Origin of the sequence: Bacillus sp. UMB0728 (assembly GCF_002858875.1) — a bacterium.
GTDB lineage: Bacteria > Bacillota > Bacilli > Bacillales > Cytobacillaceae > Bacillus_AB > Bacillus_AB infantis.
Map to the genome: position 1 here is coordinate 909,751 of NZ_PKLA01000002.1, position 12,502 is coordinate 922,252.

The following is a 12,502-nucleotide window of genomic DNA, read 5'->3' on the forward strand; positions in this document are numbered from 1 at the left end:
CCTCTTCTTTTTTTATGCGAAATTCAGTTCAGCCATTAAATCTGGTCCCCTTCCGTAAATCCCTTTTAACTTTTTCCTCAAAAAAGTAAAACCATATATATCAAGGAAGATAGCGGTTTCATGTTAGTTTAATTAACATATAGTTATCAGAAACTTTAAAATACTCATTGACACCTGTTTGAAAAGAGATAAAATAAGGGTAAGAAACTTAATGTTATATTATATAACATGAATTTGTTAGATGATAAGCATACATTATTTGAGGGGGAGAGAAAGTGGATACAACTTTTTTGATGAACAGTTTATGGGTCATGGTTAGTGCAGTCCTGGTCATCTTCATGCTTGGCGGATTCATTATGCTGGAGGCCGGGTCTACACGAATGAAAAATGCCGGCCATATCGCGGGGAAGACCATTTTTACATTCGGGCTTGCCTCACTCGTTTTTTGGGCTGTCGGCTTTGGATTTATTTTTGGCGACAACGGCAATTTCTTTACAGGTTTATCGCACTTTTTTTATTCAGGATATGAAATTGAAGGAATGAGTCTTTCCTCATCAGTATTTTTCCTCTTCCAGCTTGCTTTTGCAGGAATCTCCATCACGATTGCCCTCGGCGGCTTCGCAGAAAGGGCAAAACTTTCAATCTATCTGATATTTACGATTCTGTTTTCAGCACTTGTCTATCCGGTGGTTGCCCATTGGATCTGGGGCGGGGGATGGCTGGCTGAACATGGGAAGCAGGATTTTGCCGGCTCAACTGTCGTTCACCTGACAGGGGCGATGGCGGCATTGGCAGCGACCCTCCTTCTTAAACCAAGAATCGGCAAATATAATAAAGATGGCTCTGCCAATAATATTTACGGACATAACCAGGTATTCACTGCCCTTGGGGTCTTAATCCTTTGGATTGGCTGGTTCGGATTCAATGCAGGAAGCACCGTTTCTGTTGACGGAGCCTTCTTTGGATTTGTTGCCCTGAATACCAATCTTGCTGCAGGAGCAGGGGCGGTCGCAGCGCTCCTGATCTCATGGGTGGTTCTCGGCAAATCGGATATTACGACAATGCTGAATGGCGCCCTGGCCGGCCTTGTTGCCATAACAGCATCCTGTGCCTTCGTTGACACATGGGCAGCTGTACTCATTGGATTTGTTGCGGGAATACTCGTTTTCTATAGTGTCCGATTCTTCGAGAAACTGAGAATTGATGATCCGATATATGCCCTTTCTGTCCATGGAGCGGCAGGGGTATGGGGCACATTGTCAACCGGATTCTTTGCCACTCCGGAATTGGCAACAGTCGGCCAGCCTGGATTATTCTACGGAGGAGGCTTCACACAGCTGGGAGTCCAATTCATGGGCGTTGCTGTATCTGCCCTCTATGCTTTTGCCGTATCATTTGTCATACTGCTTATAGCAAAGAAGGTTATGAATGGCTTGCGTGTATCTGAGGAAGAAGAAATTATGGGCCTTGATGTCAGTGAGCATGGCAGCTATGGATACCCGGAGGTTTTCCTTTCGAAAGATAATAAATTATCTTCATGAGCATAAGGCCTCTTCATGGGGCCTTATGTTTTCTTCATATAAAGGGAGTGCGTTTATTTGCAGGATTTTCAGTCATATGCAGAAATCAGGGAATGGAAGGACAGCCGGATCTTCATGGCTGCCGCCAGTACATCCAAAATAAATGAAATCCATGATGAAGCGATGAAATACGTGTTCAGGCAGTCTGTGCAAAAGGTTAGAAAAGGGCCGGATGAATCGGATTTTGTCTGGTTTGTGACCGGCAGCGGAGGCAGGCTGGAGCAGGGTGTCATCAGTGACCAGGATCACGGCATTGTTTTTACCGGGGGGGAAGAGGAGGCAGCGTACTTTCAGGAACTGGGGCAAGAGCTGTCATATGGCCTGAATGAAACGGGATATCCCTATTGTGAAGGCAAGGTGATGAGCAGCAACCCTTTATGGCGGAGAACAGCGGAAGCCTGGAAAGGGCAGCTGGAGCGATGGATTGAGGAGGAGAGCTGGGAGTCGATCCGGTATCTGCAGATTTTTTATGATGCGAGGGCCCTGGAAGGAAGCGGAGTGTATATCAGTGAGCTTAAATCTTATGTGCACACTAAGATGATGGCAGGTCCCAGACTTTTAAAAAGGCTTGCAGAGAATAGCATGCATATAAAACCGGCTGTTGGTCCCCTGGGCCAGATCCTTGTTGAGGAAAAAGGAAAATTTGAGGGCTTCATAGACTTGAAGCAGACTGCTTTCCTTCCCTATGTTAACAGCATCCGTCTTTTGGCGATGAAGGAAGGGCTTTTTGAAACCTCCACCCTTGAAAGAATCAGCAGGCTTGCGGAAAAGGCAGAGTATAAGGATGCGCTGGAAAAGGCAGAGCGCAATTTCCGCCTTCTGCTGGCCTGCAGGGAATCCATTTTCTCCAGTGCCCGCTCTTATGAGGCTTCACACTATTTGAATGTAAGAAACCTTCCAAGGGAAGAACGGGCGGAGCTCCGCAATATCCTGAAGGGCGGAAAAAAGCTGCACCAATTTGTACAGGCCAAGATTGAAAAGGGTGTCCAATAATGGGCTTTGAAAGCATGTTTCAAATGATGAAAGGGCTGCCGGGGAAACTGAATTCCGGTGTATTCGGGGGGATGCAGGGCGGGCAGAATTCCCAGCAGCAGGCCTTCCTGCGCAGACTGCATAAAGAGATACGGGCAGAGGAAGCGCTGTCAGTGCCGCTTGACAGGATGGAAGCTATCGTCATGGATATTGAAACAACTGGTTTTTTTCCTGATCAGGGAGATGAGATTATTTCTATAGGGGCGGTCAAGATAGAGAATGGAACCATAAATGAGGATAAGAAGTTTTATTCCCTGATCAGATATGAAAAAACACTCTCACCTCAGATTGAACAGCTTACAGGCCTAAGGGGCTCCCAGCTTAAGGAGGCGCCCCCGCTGCCTGAAGTGCTGATAGATTTCTTCAAATTCTGCGAAGCGCGGCCCATCATAGCGCATCATGCCCGGCATGAGAAGAGCTTCCTGCAGAATGCGAGCTGGAAGCATTTTAAGGCTCCTCTTAAGCACAGAATTATAGATACCTCTTTCCTGTACCGCATTGCCGAGCCGGAGCTTAACCTGCAGAGGCTGGAGGACCTGTGCAGCCACAACGGCATTCCGGTCATGGAGCGGCACCATGCTTTGGAGGATGCCCGGCTGGCTGCCGAGCTATGGTGCTGTTATATAAGCAAGGTCCGGGATAAGGGTTGTATGACCCTGAAAGATGTATATGAAAGGGTTGCTTCATTATAGCCCTATTAAAGGTGCGGTCTCTGCCGTACCTTTTTGTATTTATTAATTTCCTTTTTCATCCAGAAAGGGGGTTTAACTGTCATTTTTCCCGCGAAAATACTAGAATAGGAAATAGCTATAAGAATGTTAAAAATTCCAGCTTTCTTTTTGAAGGCAAAAAAATATAAAGGTGATCAAAATGAATATAAACAAAAAAGGACTGCTGGTCGATGTAGAAACAACAGGCCTGGCTCCTGGCGGGGACGAAATCATCGAACTGGCATTTATTCTGTTTTCTTATGATGGAGCTACAGGTGAAATCCTCCAGGTTGAGGAAAAGGAGTCTTTCCTTAGGGAGCCGCTTTCAAGCAGGGCCCTTAGAAATTACAGCAGTGCCTACAGGATTCATGGTATTCCGTTTGAAATGGTAAGGGGACAGGTTTTCCATGATGAGTCAGTCCAGTCCTTCCTTAATAAAGCCGATTCTGTATTTGCCCATAATGCATCATTTGATAGAAGCTTCATGTATCAGATGTATCCTGAAGTGAATGACCTTAAATGGTATTGCACCATGAAGGGAGTACAATGGAAAAAGTATGGCTTTGCCAACAGCAAACTGGCGACCCTTCTTTCCGCCCACAATATTACAGACCATCAAACTCACAGGGCGATGGACGATATTACATATCTGATGGAGCTCATGAAGCAGCAGAACCCGGACGGTGGCCTGTTTTTAAAAGAGGTGCTTGAAAAAGGGCCGATGAGAAAATACCAGCCTGCGAAAAAACCGGGGAAAACCTATTCGTGGAGCGCCGGCAGCAGCATTGATCCGCCCTTCAATTAATCTATTTAACGAAACCGCCATAAGGCGGTTTTTTATTATGAGGAAATAATGAAGTTTCCATTTTTTGAGAGAGGTTTTATTGTTATAATGGAAATATTACAAAAATAAACACAAAGAGGTAGAGCTATGTTACTGAAAGACGCTGAAGTTATTCTGCGGACCATCACCGAAGAAGATCTGCCCCGGTTATGGGAGCTGGCTTTTAAGGAAGAGCATCCGGCGTGGAAAAAGTGGGACGCTCCCTATTTTGAGCATAAATCACTGACGTTTGCTGAATATGAGTTGCGGAAGGAGCAGGTAGTCAACCAGGAGGATATGCTGGCCATCGAAATCAACGGCAAGATAGAAGGGACGGTCAGCTATTACTGGGAGCATGAGCCATCTCTGTGGCTGGAAATGGGAATCGTCATTTATTCGCCGGAATATTGGAATGGCGGCTATGGGACCAGGGCATTGAAACTCTGGATCAGCCACCTTTTCCAAACAAAGCCGATTGCCCGGACCGGCTACACCACCTGGTCAGGAAATGAGCGGATGGTCAAGGTCGGCGAAAAGCTGGGGATGACGATGGAAGCCAGGCTGCGGAAATGCCGGATTTACAAAGGCGTCCATTATGATTCAATCAGGATGGGCATTTTGCGTGAAGAGTGGGAAGCTAATCCCGTCTTTGAATTGGCTGGGTCCGCAGCTGGAGAATAAATACTAAAAATGAGAAACGGAAGTATGTCCAATGAATAATATAAATGAAAAATTGAAGGGATCGTTTCCGGAAATCAAAACGGCCCGCCTTCTGCTTAGGAAAGTGATAATGGAGGATGCAGAGGATATCCTCGGATATCTTTCTGATGCCGAAGTAACGAAATACTATGGAATCGAGCCATTTGCTGACTTGGATGATGCACGCTCCGAAATTGGCTGGTATGAACGCATTCTTGAGGAAGGAACGGGTATCCGCTGGGGAATTTCGTTAAAGGACGGACAAGGGCTGATTGGAAGCTGCGGATTTTTGAATATGAATTCCACCCATTTCCGGGCAGATATAGGTCTTGAACTGGATCCTGCCTGTTGGAATCAGGGAATCGGCACCGAGGCAATCACGGCTATCATCCAGTATGGCTTCGAGGATTTGAATCTGATGAGAATCCAGGCACTGATTGAACCGGCAAACCTCCAGTCCCAGCGCCTTTTCGGAAAATGCGGGTTTATCCGTGAAGGATTGCTGAGGAATTATGAATATACCTGCGGAAAGTTTGATGATCTGCTGATGTTTTCCATCATTAATCCCCATCATCTAGGCCCAGGGTCTTAGAAGCAAATAATACCCGAGTTCGTTCTTTAAGGGAGCATTGTGGCTGTATGATTATGGAGAAGGGCAGCACGGTCGCCACTGCGCATTTCCCTTCATTTTTTTCAGGAGGGAAAAGAAATGGGCCATCGCCAGGTATTTGTACTGCTGACCGACACGGGAACTTTATTCACAAAGCTGATCCGGATTTTTACTGGAAAAGAACTCAATCATGCATCCATCTCATTTGATGAAGGGCTGCTGGATGTGTACAGCTTCGGGAGGATTAATCCTGCCAATCCGTTTTCCGGGGGATTCGTGAAAGAAGATGTGCGCGCGAATTTGTTTGCAAATGCCCGCTGTGCGGTTTATGCCTGTACGGTGAGCGAGCAGGAATATGGCAGGATGCAGGAGCAGGCGGCATTTTTTGAAGAAAACAGGCATCATTATAAATATAATCTGCTCGGCTTGTTCGCCGTGCTGTTCAACTGGGAATATAACAGATCCAATGCCTTCTTCTGCTCTGAATTCGTCGGGACCATCCTCAAGGAAACCAACGGATGCCGGGTGGAAAAGCCTGTTTCACTGCTAAAGCCGCATGAACTGGAGAAAGTCTTTTCGCTCCATCTTGTATACAAAGGGAGTCTGTCTGATTATCTGCAGGCCGACTCAGCCCGTCCAAGGCTGGATGCTTCCATTGCATGAAAGGAAGCCAGCCTTGTACAGGCTGGCTTCTTGTCGGGGCTGAGCAAGCCGCCTCCGCATTTCGGATTGTCCAGCTCCGGGCGCTAGCCCCTCGAGTCATAAGCCACTTCAGGATTGAAGGCAAAGAACGCCTTCTATCCTGAAGCGTCTTATGCTTGTCGGGGCTGAACAAGCGCCCTCCGCATTTCGATTTGTCCAGCTCCGGGCGCTAGCCCCTCGAGTCATAAGCCAATCAGGCCAGAAGGTTAAAGGACAACCTTCCGTCCTGCTCGTCTTATGCTGGGCCCGCAGGATGCGGGTCATGCAGGCGTTGCCACAGGACGTGGCGGTTTTAGCCTGCGTTCCTTGATTCTGAGCAAGCCGCCTCCGCATTTCGATTTGTCCAGCTCCGGCGGCTAGCCCCTCGAGTCATAAGCCAATCAGGCCAGAAGGTTAAAGGACAACCTTCCGTCCTGCTCGTCTTATGCTGGGCCCGCAGGATGCGGGTCATGCAGGCGTTGCCACAGGACGTGGCGGTTTTAGCCTGCGTTCCTTGATTCTGAACAAGCCGCCTCCGCATTTCGATTTGTCCAGCTCCGGGCGCTAGCCCCTCGAGTCATAAGCCACTTCAGGATTGAAGGCAAAGAACGCCTTCTATCCTGAAGCGTCTTATGCTTGTCGGGGCTGAACAAGCGCCCTCCGCATTTCGATTAATCCGCGTCAGTTTTGCTTTTTTGGTCTTTGTTGTGTTTATTCCCTTTGCTGTTGTCGCCGCTTATTGGGTCGGACAGGCCAGCGCGCGGGGAGTTTTGGTTGCTGCTGCCTTTATTATACTTTTTTGTCATCGCTTTTCCCCTCCTTATCCTAAGTACATCATTATCTTCCCATCAAGGAATCTTTTATATGCAGCGGCTGAAAGGATGGCTGGAACACCCGCTTTTGGCTGGGGTGCTCTGACTGGCTATGCTATAATGTAGGCAAAATTCTAAACGAGGTGAATGATTTGCTGGAAACGATACTGGTATGTGTAAGCAGCCCTCAGCATGCTGAAACGCTCATTCAAAGGGGGAAGCTCCTTGCTGATGCATTTAAGGGGAAGTGCTATGTATTGTCAGTGCTCCCGGGGCAGGAAAAGGATCTTGAGTTCAACCAGATCCAGACGAAAATGCTGTTCGAATCATTGGCTGAAAAATACGGCCTTCCAGCCATCCAAAAGTATAAGAACGGACAGAAGGTTTCTGATTTAATCGCCGAAACAGTCCGGGAGAAGTCCGCCACTCAAATCGTCATGGCCCACGCCGTTCAGAGCAAATGGGAAATGGTCGTCAAGCATTCCCTCGTCAATCATCTGTTCGAGCTTCTTGAAGGCGTTGACCTCCATCTTGTTGAAGTGAACCGCGATGTATACGATCCGGCAGGAGAATGGGATAAGGGGATAGAAGCTTCTTTGGTAAAAGAAGAAGGCGGCTATAAAATCTCGTTTGATGATAACGGGAAAGAAGGAACTCTTGGCACCTTTTTCAGGGAATTGTCCACCGATTTCTCCAATGGCTTTTTTGTAAAAGGGGATGGACAAAATCAAAAAGTCATTAAGATCCATAATGGGACCGCTGCAGCAGAAGCAGTGGAAAAGGACTGAAGAGTGTTGAAGCATTAAAAATCCGAGTACAAGATGCAGCGGGCGGCAAATAGTGCCGCCTGCTTCTTTATGCTGTAAAAGGGCCCCTGCATAGGGCCCTTTTTTTGCTTTTGGGGGATGAGCCCGAACTAAATGGATGAAATCCCATATACAAGTAGTATAAGGGCCAAGCGCCTTGAGTGGCGCACCATCAGCCGATACAAACGCCCTTTTAAGCCGGGATAGGGATTAGCCCTCACTTGCCGGCTTAAAAATCATATTAAATAGTATAAGCGCTCGGAGGGGGTGAACTGTGTTGGATGAACTAAATAACAAGATGGCTGAGCTATCGAATCAGCTTGTAAGCCTTAAAGTCAGAGACCTTTTAAAGCGGAATCAAAGCGACGAAAGCGGATTGAAAACGAAAAACCTGTCAGATGAGGAAAAAACGCGTATCCGCAATCTTGTGAAAGATCTGGAACAGCAGGTTAAAGATTTTGTTGAAGCACAAAAAAAGAAAAATGATTCTGCCGAAGAAGAGCCTAAGAAAGAAGCCAAACGCACGTTTAGGAAAAAAAGCCGATAAGGCAAAAAATTAAAGGGAGAGATTACATTGTTAAGTGGAAACTATCGTCCAAAGGTAGAAGATGTTTATTGTGAAAGCAATGCTGCCGGTTCATCATGCCACCACAGCGGATGGAATGCCCTTGATCCTTCATCAAGCCATCCTATGAGCATTTTTGACAGCAGCGACAGAGATGTAAAAGATGTTGTGCAAGGCACGAATATGGGCCAATATTCTAAAGAGTCCATTGTCCTTAAAAACTGTCTCAATGTTGAAGTAAACTCAAGTGAAACCCAAGTTGCCGCTTCATTGCAGGCAGCCCTCGTTGTAGCAATCGTCATTGTCATCAATATCTCAATTGCTGACGGAGGCCAAGCTGAAAGGATCACTGAAGATTTGCTTCAATTCACACAAATCAACCAATCTAACCGCCAGAGCGTTTATATTGAAAATGCGAAAGACTGTACTGTAAACCTTGAAGATACTCAAGTAGCGCTGACACTTAACCTGCTGATCCAGGTACTTCTTGCACTGGTTATTGAACTGGAAATCCTGTAATAGGCAGTCTTAAAAAACGCAGACTTATCCAACCCTACCTCCTTTCATATAATAAATATGCGGCATAAGGAACCTCCTTGTGCCGCTTTTTTTATAGAATTTGGACCCGGGGGGAAGGAAAGCTATAATGTACATAAAGGCACAGCTTCCGTTATCAAATGTTTGATGTAATTTCTTACTTATTTCACAATTAAGAGATATAGTATCCTTTATAAAGGGAATCTGTATGAAAGAGGGACAAAGAATGAAGAAATATCTATATGTTTTAATCCTCGCCGTGATGGTTCTTGCAGCTTGCGGAAAGGGTTCTGATGACAGCGGCCAGGGGAACGGGGGACAAGTGCCGGAAATCCTTGAAGCCAAGCTTGATGTTCCTGAAAAAGTGGAGCTGAATGAAGAAATACCCCTTTCTGTCGAAGTAGTGCAGGGGGAAGAAGCTGTCGAGGATGCAGATGAAGTAAAGTTTGAAATCTGGCAGGAAGGAAATCAAGAGGAGAGTGAGATGCTTCCTGCAGAACATACAGGCAAAGGAATTTACCAGGCTGCCAAGACCTTCGGCAAGGATGGCGATTATATAGTCCAGGTCCATGTGACAGCGAGGGATATGCATACAATGCCAAAAGCTGAGGTACAAGCCGGTGAGGGCGGAGACGCTGGCAATAGTGCGGACGGAGAAGCCGCTCATGAGCATGGGGAAGATGAAGGCCATGACCATGAGTCAGGCGGAGAAGAATCATCCCACCATCATGGTGAGGCTGCAATCAGTTTCATCAAGCCGGATCATATCCATATGAAACAGGCGGCGGGCCTTGAGGTCCAGGTGGACAAGAAAGATGGGGCTCCCCTGGAAAAAGCGCTTGTTAAGCTTGAAATCATGAAAGAAGGCAAGGACACCCCTGAGTGGGTGAACCTGACAGAGTCCGGCGAAGGAAAATATTCTGCAGAACATAGCTTTGCAGAGGCGGGCAGCTATACAGTGACTGTTCATGTGGAAAACTCGGAAGGGCTGCATGAACACTCGGATTTTCCTCTGACAGTCAGCGAATAGGAAAGAGAAACGGCAGCTCCGGGGCTGCCGTTTTTTCCTGCGCAAGGTCAAAAAGGCGCCAGGTTCAGGAGGTAAGTGATATGATTTATAGGAGAAAAACCTGCAGGATGGTGGAAATATGACAAAAACACATTTGAACTTCAACACTTCAATCGGAGTGAAAAAGCCAAACAGTATCCGTGACAAAGAGCAGGGCTGCCCTTTCTGTGAGAGAGAAAAGCTGACCGATATCCTTGCAGTCGAGGACAATATCATTTTGCTGAAAAATAAATTCCCTGTCCTTGAAAATACCCTGCAGACTGTTTTGATTGAATCAGACGAATGCAGCGGGGATATCTCAACCTATTCTTTAGAGCATCTGGAAAAGCTGCTAAGTTTCGGATTGAAGCATTGGATTGAAATGGAAAACAGCGGACGCTTCACATCTGTCCTGTTTTTTAAAAACCACGGGCCGCTCTCAGGGGGGACCATTGCGCATCCCCATATGCAGATTGTCGGGCTTAATGAAGTGGATTACACAGAAAATATCAGGGAAGAAGAATTTGAGGGACTGGCCATCAGCCAAAAAGGCAGATCACTGCTCAATATTTCAACAGCCCCGAAAATCGGCTTCTATGAATTTAATGCAAAGCTTGGAGACATGGAGGAAATCGGTGCCTTTGCTGCTTATATTCAGGCAGCTGTCCGCTATATCCTTCACAGCTTTCCGTTCAAATGCTCCAGCTATAATTTATTTTTCTATAAACTCGGAGAGGACATCTATGCCAAAATAGTCCCGCGGTTCGTAACAACGCCTATTTACATCGGCTATTCGATCCCGCAGGTCCCCAATAATCTGGAATGGATGAAAGAGGACATCCGTGCAAACTACTTTGACAGCTTCCCTGCCGAAGACTGATCCGGCAACTGAAAAAGAAAAGTGAAAAATGAAATAATATCCAACAGCATGAAACAAGTTGTGATTTGTCTCTTAAAAAAATATAATGAAGAATTGTAGTAGAATTTTTGTTTGGGCAGCCTGCGCATCTTAAAGCAAGCGCCCTCCGCTCTTCTATTTGTCCAGCTCCGGCGGCTAGGTGCTCGAGTCATAAGCCAATCAGGCCAGAAGGTTAAAGAACAACCTTCAGTCCTGCTTGTCTTATGCTTGTCGCACCTGAACAAGCCGCCTCCGCTTTTCTATTTGTCCAGCTCCGGCGGCTAGAGCCTCGAGTCATAAGCCACACAAGAATTAAAGGCAAAGAACGCCTTTTATTCTTGTGCGTCTTATGCTTGTCGGCTCTGAACAAGCCGCCTCCGCTTTTCTATTTGTCCAGCTCCGGCGGCTAGAGCCTCGAGTCATTAGCCACACAAGAATTAAAGGCAAAGAACGCCTTTTATTCTTGTGCGTCTTATGCTTGTCGGCTCTGAACAAGCCGCCTCCGCTTTTCTATAAAAGGAGACGATTATGACTTCTAAAAATAATTCTAGTTATCGTATAGATTTTGGGTTGATATTGATTTTGATGCTGCTGTGCCTGGTTAGCTGCATATCGATTTACAGCGCGCAGACTACGGGCCAGTATAAAGATAATTTCCTTCTGAAGCAGATTGTCTGGTGGGTGGTCGGGGCCGGCATTGTTGGAACGGTTATGACGCTTGATTCTGATCAGCTGAAGAAGATTTCCTGGTATGCCTATGGGCTGGGTATTGCGCTGCTTGGGTTTTTGATCGTGGCTCCTTCGGGGATTGCACCTGTCATAAATGGGGCAAAGAGCTGGTATACCTTCCCTGCGGTAGGGTCCCTTCAGCCTTCTGAGGTTGTTAAAGTTTTTATCATCCTCGCTCTGGCAAGGGTGATAACAGACCATCATCCGAAGTATCGGATCAAGACGATCCAAACCGATCTCTGGCTGCTGGTGAAAATCGGTGCAGTGACGTTCCTGCCGCTCATGCTTGTGATGCAGCAGCCTGACCTCGGCACAAGCCTTGTATTCATAGCAATCATGATTGGCATGATCTTCATCTCAGGAATCACATGGAAGCTTCTGCTCCCAATATTCGGCGGCGGAATCACCTTAATCGCAGGCATTTTCTACCTCGTGCTCTGGCACCCCGATCTGCTGGAAAAATATCTGGGCGTCAAACAGTACCAGTTCGGCCGCATCTATTCCTGGATCGATCCCTATAATTATCAGGGGACGACCGGATTCCAGCTGACACGCTCCCTGCTTGCCATCGGTTCTGGGGAAACAAGCGGAAAGGGCTATGGCACAAGGGAAGTCTATCTACCTGAAAGCCATACTGATTTTATTTTCAGCATTGTTGGGGAAGAGTTCGGGTTCATTGGAGCGAGTGTTTTAATCAGCCTGTTTTTCCTGCTGATTTACCATATTACGAAAGTTGGCATGGAAACTAAGAACGACTTTTACACCTATATTTGTGTCGGTGTCATCAGCATGATCACATTCCATGTATTCCAGAATATCGGCATGACAATCGGGCTCCTGCCGATCACTGGTATCCCGCTTCCATTTGTCAGCTATGGAGGAAGCTCGCTCATGGGCAGCATGCTTGCCATCAGCCTGATCTTCTCCATCCGCTACCATTATAAAAAGTATATGTTCTCCAATAGTGACTAA

The 12,502-nt window shown here is 46.7% G+C and carries 14 protein-coding genes; 13 read left to right on the forward strand and 1 reads right to left on the reverse strand.

The genetic code is table 11. The annotated features are described in order from the left end of the window. The first annotated feature begins 275 nt into the window (after positions 1-275). From CYJ37_RS10060 to CYJ37_RS10090, 7 genes are all read left to right on the forward strand, one after another. Positions 276-1,541 carry an ammonium transporter gene (locus CYJ37_RS10060; RefSeq protein WP_022544367.1) on the forward strand — a complete coding sequence of 422 codons (1,266 nt, stop codon included), beginning with the start codon at positions 276-278 and terminating at the stop codon, positions 1,539-1,541. A gap of 57 nt (positions 1,542-1,598) precedes the next feature. Continuing rightward, positions 1,599-2,573: a putative nucleotidyltransferase substrate binding domain-containing protein gene (locus CYJ37_RS10065; protein WP_094768554.1), complete on the forward strand. Its 975-nt coding sequence runs from the start codon at positions 1,599-1,601 to the stop codon at positions 2,571-2,573. Beyond that, entirely contained in the window at positions 2,573-3,304 is a 732-nt protein-coding gene (locus tag CYJ37_RS10070; RefSeq protein WP_101549535.1) for an exonuclease domain-containing protein, read from the forward strand. Before CYJ37_RS10065 ends, CYJ37_RS10070 begins: the two co-directional genes overlap by 1 nt. Before the next feature lie 178 nt (positions 3,305-3,482). Further along, complete coding sequence (locus tag CYJ37_RS10075; RefSeq protein WP_101549539.1) at positions 3,483-4,127, forward strand: exonuclease domain-containing protein; 645 nt, start codon at positions 3,483-3,485, stop codon at positions 4,125-4,127. Positions 4,128-4,253: 126 nt separating this feature from the next. Continuing rightward, a complete protein-coding gene (locus tag CYJ37_RS10080; protein ID WP_009793131.1) occupies positions 4,254-4,826 on the forward strand; it encodes a GNAT family N-acetyltransferase in 573 nt (190 codons plus the stop codon). A gap of 31 nt (positions 4,827-4,857) precedes the next feature. Next, entirely contained in the window at positions 4,858-5,436 is a 579-nt protein-coding gene (locus CYJ37_RS10085; RefSeq protein WP_101549541.1) for a GNAT family N-acetyltransferase, read from the forward strand. 117 nt (positions 5,437-5,553) lie between these two features. Further along, positions 5,554-6,117, forward strand: coding sequence for a hypothetical protein (locus CYJ37_RS10090; RefSeq protein ID WP_101549542.1), 564 nt, complete (start codon positions 5,554-5,556; stop codon positions 6,115-6,117). Positions 6,118-6,806: 689 nt separating this feature from the next. On the opposite strand, the gene CYJ37_RS27730 is transcribed toward CYJ37_RS10090, so the two are convergent. Continuing rightward, positions 6,807-6,941, reverse strand: coding sequence for a hypothetical protein (locus CYJ37_RS27730; RefSeq protein ID WP_022544366.1), 135 nt, complete (start codon positions 6,939-6,941; stop codon positions 6,807-6,809). 149 nt (positions 6,942-7,090) lie between these two features. Between CYJ37_RS27730 and CYJ37_RS10095 the strand changes: the two genes are divergently transcribed. The 6 genes from CYJ37_RS10095 (at position 7,091) to CYJ37_RS10120 (ending at position 12,502) form a co-directional block, all read left to right on the forward strand. Then, positions 7,091-7,735: a histidine kinase gene (locus CYJ37_RS10095; protein WP_009793136.1), complete on the forward strand. Its 645-nt coding sequence runs from the start codon at positions 7,091-7,093 to the stop codon at positions 7,733-7,735. Positions 7,736-8,030: 295 nt separating this feature from the next. Then, on the forward strand, positions 8,031-8,300 hold the full coding sequence (locus tag CYJ37_RS10100) for a hypothetical protein (RefSeq protein ID WP_022544364.1): 270 nt from the start codon (positions 8,031-8,033) through the stop codon (positions 8,298-8,300). Between the two features lie 27 nt (positions 8,301-8,327). Continuing rightward, positions 8,328-8,837, forward strand: a complete 510-nt coding sequence (locus tag CYJ37_RS10105) for a spore coat protein (RefSeq protein ID WP_022544363.1) — start codon at positions 8,328-8,330, stop codon at positions 8,835-8,837. Positions 8,838-9,081: 244 nt separating this feature from the next. Then, complete coding sequence (locus tag CYJ37_RS10110) at positions 9,082-9,885, forward strand: FixH family protein (protein ID WP_180827304.1); 804 nt, start codon at positions 9,082-9,084, stop codon at positions 9,883-9,885. Positions 9,886-10,003: 118 nt separating this feature from the next. Then, entirely contained in the window at positions 10,004-10,783 is a 780-nt protein-coding gene (locus CYJ37_RS10115) for a DUF4931 domain-containing protein (RefSeq protein WP_101549545.1), read from the forward strand. 546 nt (positions 10,784-11,329) lie between these two features. After that, positions 11,330-12,502, forward strand: a complete 1,173-nt coding sequence (locus tag CYJ37_RS10120; protein ID WP_022544361.1) for an FtsW/RodA/SpoVE family cell cycle protein — start codon at positions 11,330-11,332, stop codon at positions 12,500-12,502.

Excerpts from the sequence above, each read along its gene's own strand:
- CYJ37_RS10070 (WP_101549535.1), top strand. The coding sequence starts at position 2,573 with ATGGGCTTTGAAAGCATGTTTCAAATGATGAAAGGGCTGCCGGGGAAA.
- CYJ37_RS10075 (WP_101549539.1), top strand. The coding sequence starts at position 3,483 with ATGAATATAAACAAAAAAGGACTGCTGGTCGATGTAGAAACAACAGGC.
- CYJ37_RS10080 (WP_009793131.1), top strand. The coding sequence starts at position 4,254 with ATGTTACTGAAAGACGCTGAAGTTATTCTGCGGACCATCACCGAAGAA.
- CYJ37_RS10085 (WP_101549541.1), top strand. The coding sequence starts at position 4,858 with ATGAATAATATAAATGAAAAATTGAAGGGATCGTTTCCGGAAATCAAA.
- CYJ37_RS10090 (WP_101549542.1), top strand. The coding sequence starts at position 5,554 with ATGGGCCATCGCCAGGTATTTGTACTGCTGACCGACACGGGAACTTTA.
- CYJ37_RS27730 (WP_022544366.1), bottom strand. The coding sequence starts at position 6,941 with ATGACAAAAAAGTATAATAAAGGCAGCAGCAACCAAAACTCCCCGCGC.
- CYJ37_RS10110 (WP_180827304.1), top strand. The coding sequence starts at position 9,082 with ATGAAGAAATATCTATATGTTTTAATCCTCGCCGTGATGGTTCTTGCA.
- CYJ37_RS10115 (WP_101549545.1), top strand. The coding sequence starts at position 10,004 with ATGACAAAAACACATTTGAACTTCAACACTTCAATCGGAGTGAAAAAG.
- CYJ37_RS10120 (WP_022544361.1), top strand. The coding sequence starts at position 11,330 with ATGACTTCTAAAAATAATTCTAGTTATCGTATAGATTTTGGGTTGATA.